The sequence below is a fragment of the Pricia sp. genome (genome assembly GCF_041745955.1).
GTDB lineage: Bacteria > Bacteroidota > Bacteroidia > Flavobacteriales > Flavobacteriaceae > Pricia.
In genome coordinates, this window is sequence record NZ_JBGTHY010000399.1 from 1 (window position 1) to 3,417 (window position 3,417).

At 41.3% G+C, this 3,417-nt stretch carries 3 protein-coding genes and 1 pseudogene; 2 read left to right on the forward strand and 2 right to left on the reverse strand.

Annotated features, from left to right (window positions below):
• Nucleotides 1-771 (forward strand): annotated as a pseudogene (locus ACEW8S_RS14330) (DNA primase); the annotation flags it as partial.
• A gap of 174 nt (nucleotides 772-945) precedes the next feature.
• Here the strand turns inward: ACEW8S_RS14330 and ACEW8S_RS14335 are convergent.
• Complete coding sequence (locus tag ACEW8S_RS14335; protein WP_373518819.1) at nucleotides 946-1,575, reverse strand: response regulator; 630 nt, start codon at nucleotides 1,573-1,575, stop codon at nucleotides 946-948.
• Between the two features lie 171 nt (nucleotides 1,576-1,746).
• Nucleotides 1,747-2,535, reverse strand: coding sequence for an NAD(+) synthase (gene nadE / locus ACEW8S_RS14340; RefSeq protein ID WP_373518820.1), 789 nt, complete (start codon nucleotides 2,533-2,535; stop codon nucleotides 1,747-1,749).
• 52 nt (nucleotides 2,536-2,587) lie between these two features.
• Between nadE and ACEW8S_RS14345 the strand changes: the two genes are divergently transcribed.
• Nucleotides 2,588-3,417, forward strand: an 830-nt coding sequence (locus ACEW8S_RS14345) for a gliding motility lipoprotein GldB (protein WP_373518821.1), incomplete at its 3' end; no start/stop codon positions are given.

Genomic DNA, 3,417 nt, shown 5'->3' on the forward strand with positions numbered 1-3,417 from the left:
GCCAAAATTCCCGATGCGATCAAACGCGAGATCTATATTCAGGAATGTGCGCTGATTATGAACGTTTCCGAAGGGGTTTTGTTCAGTACATTGGCACAGATCAGTAAAAAATCGATAGCCGATTCCGCCAAGAATACCAAACAAGAGCAGAAAGCTTTCGATGTGGTCAAGAACGAAACTACCATCGAAAAGGTCGATGTACAGTATGAACTCGAACGGAAAATCATAGAATTACTCTTACTATATGGTAATGAGGAACAAAAATTCGAAGATTTGGTATTGAAGGAAAATGAGGCCGGCGACTTAATTTTAGAACCACTGTCTTTAGAAGCCAAGGTATACGAGAAAATATATTTAGACCTTCAGGAAGATGAAATAGAACTGGCCAACGAACATTTTAGAGGTATATATTACAAATTGATCGAAGCACTTAACGAGAGCGATGATTTTTCCATCAACACCTTTCTATCGGATTTAGATCAAGAGCTAGTATCCGAAATTTCCTCTATTTTGATGGAGGAAGAAAAATATGTACTGCATAACTGGGAGCGGAAAGACATCTATCCGAAAGAAAAGGAAGCTGGGGTGGCGCAACTAGTGAGCGAGACCATTTTGACGCTACGCTGTTTTCTGATCAAGAAAAGAATGCTGGCACTACAAAATAACACACAAGAAAACACCGACGACCACCGTGAGACCCTCGAAGAAATTATGAATTACCTTTACTTGAACAAGCTATTGAACAAAAAGTTGAATCGGGTGCTGTCCTAAAGAAATTATCTTGAGTGCAATGAATCTCTCGGATTTTCTAAACAATCCCACTAGACCGCTGTCAGGTTTCGTTTCAAAAAAAAGATTATCAGGAGTCACCGTTGCAAAGTTCACACGAAAAAACCCCAAAATGTTATGAAAACTTTTTGGGGTTTAAATTTTAAAGGACCCTTTTTAGTAAAGCTCCAATGCCTTTGCCTGTTGCAATAGGTCGACCATATTATCAACGTTCAGCTTTTTCATTAGGCGCGCTTTGTAGGTACTAACGGTTTTTTCGTTGAGATTCAGTCCGATGGCAACATCTTTATTGCGCTTGCCACTGGCCAACAATTTCAATACTTCTACCTCGCGGGTGGAAAGCTTTCTAAAGAACCTTCTTGGTTTCTGTGTACCTTCGTCAAAAGCCAAGCGTTGCGCAAGTTCGTTTGTGATGAACATGTTGCCTTCGCTAACTTTTCTTACGGCCGAGATAATGTAATCGATGTCGGAAGCTTTCGAGAGATAACCAAAAGCACCGGCCCGGATTGTGCTCAATGCGTAAACATCCTCTGATTGTCCGCTATACATTAGGACTTTGATCTCGGGATATTCTTTTTTGATTTTCCGTAACGTAGCAATACCGTTGATTTCGGGAATGTCCATTTCCAACATTACAACGTCGGGGCTAACTTTTTCCAGTTTTTCGAAAAGTTCGGAGGTCGTGGCTACGGCTTGGATAACTTCGAAGCCGTTGGCGTCTTCCAGAACCTTGGTAACACCCATACGTATGATGGGGTGGTTGTCGGCAATTAATACTTTAATCATTTTTGATAGTTTTATCTAGATAAAAAAACACTGGTTAGCACGTGTAAAAATACTGACATGCAATGTAAGGCTTTAAAATCTAATTCGTTTAGCAAATGTGATTTTTTTTTCCTAAAATCTAGCATTTTTGCGATTTTATTCGATTAGATTACACACTTTTAGGTCAAATTGCTATTTTAGCACATCCGGAATCTCACATACAGGTATCGGAATCATCTTATGTCGGTTAGCGGAATTGTAGTTTTTAAAGATATGGAACACTTCTTTTTCACGGCCAGAAAAATCAGTTTCGTTTTTGCCTTCATCCTGCATCTGCATGGCCCATTCCAATTCGGGATATGAGGCTCCGATCTGATCCTCGTCCGTTCTATCGTCGCCCCAGAGTCCGTCCGTAGGAGCCGCCTTTATTATTTCGTCGTTAATTTTCAGAAACCTTGCAATTTCGTACACCTCGGTTTTCAACAGATCGGCAATCGGACTCAAATCTACCCCGCCATCGCCGTATTTTGTGTAAAATCCTACGCCAAAATCCTCTACTTTATTTCCGGTTCCGGCTACCAAGAGCGAATCTAATGCCGCAAAATAATACAGTGTTGTCATACGAAGTCTTGCGCGGGTATTGGCCAATGACATAAACCGCTCTTCTTCGTTCTCTACGGGCGGCAAGGCATTTACGAGACTATTAAATACAGGGGTGAGGTCGATGGATACTCTTTTTAAATTGTCAAATGTTTCCTGTAGCCATTCAATATGTCTAGAAGCCCGACTTACTTGACTTTCGGCCTGGTGTATCGGCATTTCCAGAACAAGCAGTTCCAGACCGGTTTTAGCGCATAGGGTGGAGGTAACCGCTGAATCGATACCTCCTGAAATGCCTACGACGAATCCCTTCATTTTTGCCTTTCCGGCATAATCTCTGAGCCAGTTTACAATATGTGCCGTTACCTTTTCTGTTTGCATAACCCTTTCTTTTTGTCTAAATCGATTAACTTTGTAGGCTAAAAATAACGCCTTGACCGTAAAATATAAAATGTATAGGGAATTACTTTACAACGCTAAGTGGATTTTTATGATATTGGTGATTTCCGGGTGGTTTATCGGCTGTAACGATAGCGATAAGGTTGAGGACGAAATTGAAAAAATTGAAATAGATCTAGAAATCGCCCGGTTTGATCGTGAATTTGCAAGGGCGGAACCTTTGGATATTCCCATCCTAAAAAAAGGATATCCCTATTTATTTCCTGCGCAATATACCGATAGCGTTTGGGTAGCTAAGTTGCAAGATAGCCTTCAAGTAGAGCTTTTATCCGAAGTAGATGCCACTTTTACCGATTTCTCCGAAGAAAAGGATGACCTAATCCTCCTTTTTAAACACATCAACTATTATTTTCCCGACTACGTGCTACCCAAAGTAGTTACGGTAACCTCGGATGTTAGTTACAATAGCCGAATTATTATGACAGATAGTCTGCTATTGATCGGTCTTGACAATTATCTGGGTCCGGAGCACAAATTCTACGAAAGTTTTCCAAATTATATTTCGGCTGGACTGGATAAACAGTATTTGGTAAGCGATGTGGCGAATGCCTTCGCAAAACAGGTGGTTGCCAAACCCAAAGACCGTAGCTTTCTGGCTCAAATGGTCTATTATGGTAAAGAATTGGTCGCCAAGGATAAACTGGTCCCTTTTATATCCGATGCCCGAAAAATAAACTATTCGGAAGAGCAAATGGCTTGGGCCGAGGCCAATGAAGAGCAGATTTGGCGTAACTTTATCGAGAGCGAATACCTGTACAGTACCGATAACAAATTGGCCCAGCGGTTTTTGGACCCCGCGCCGTT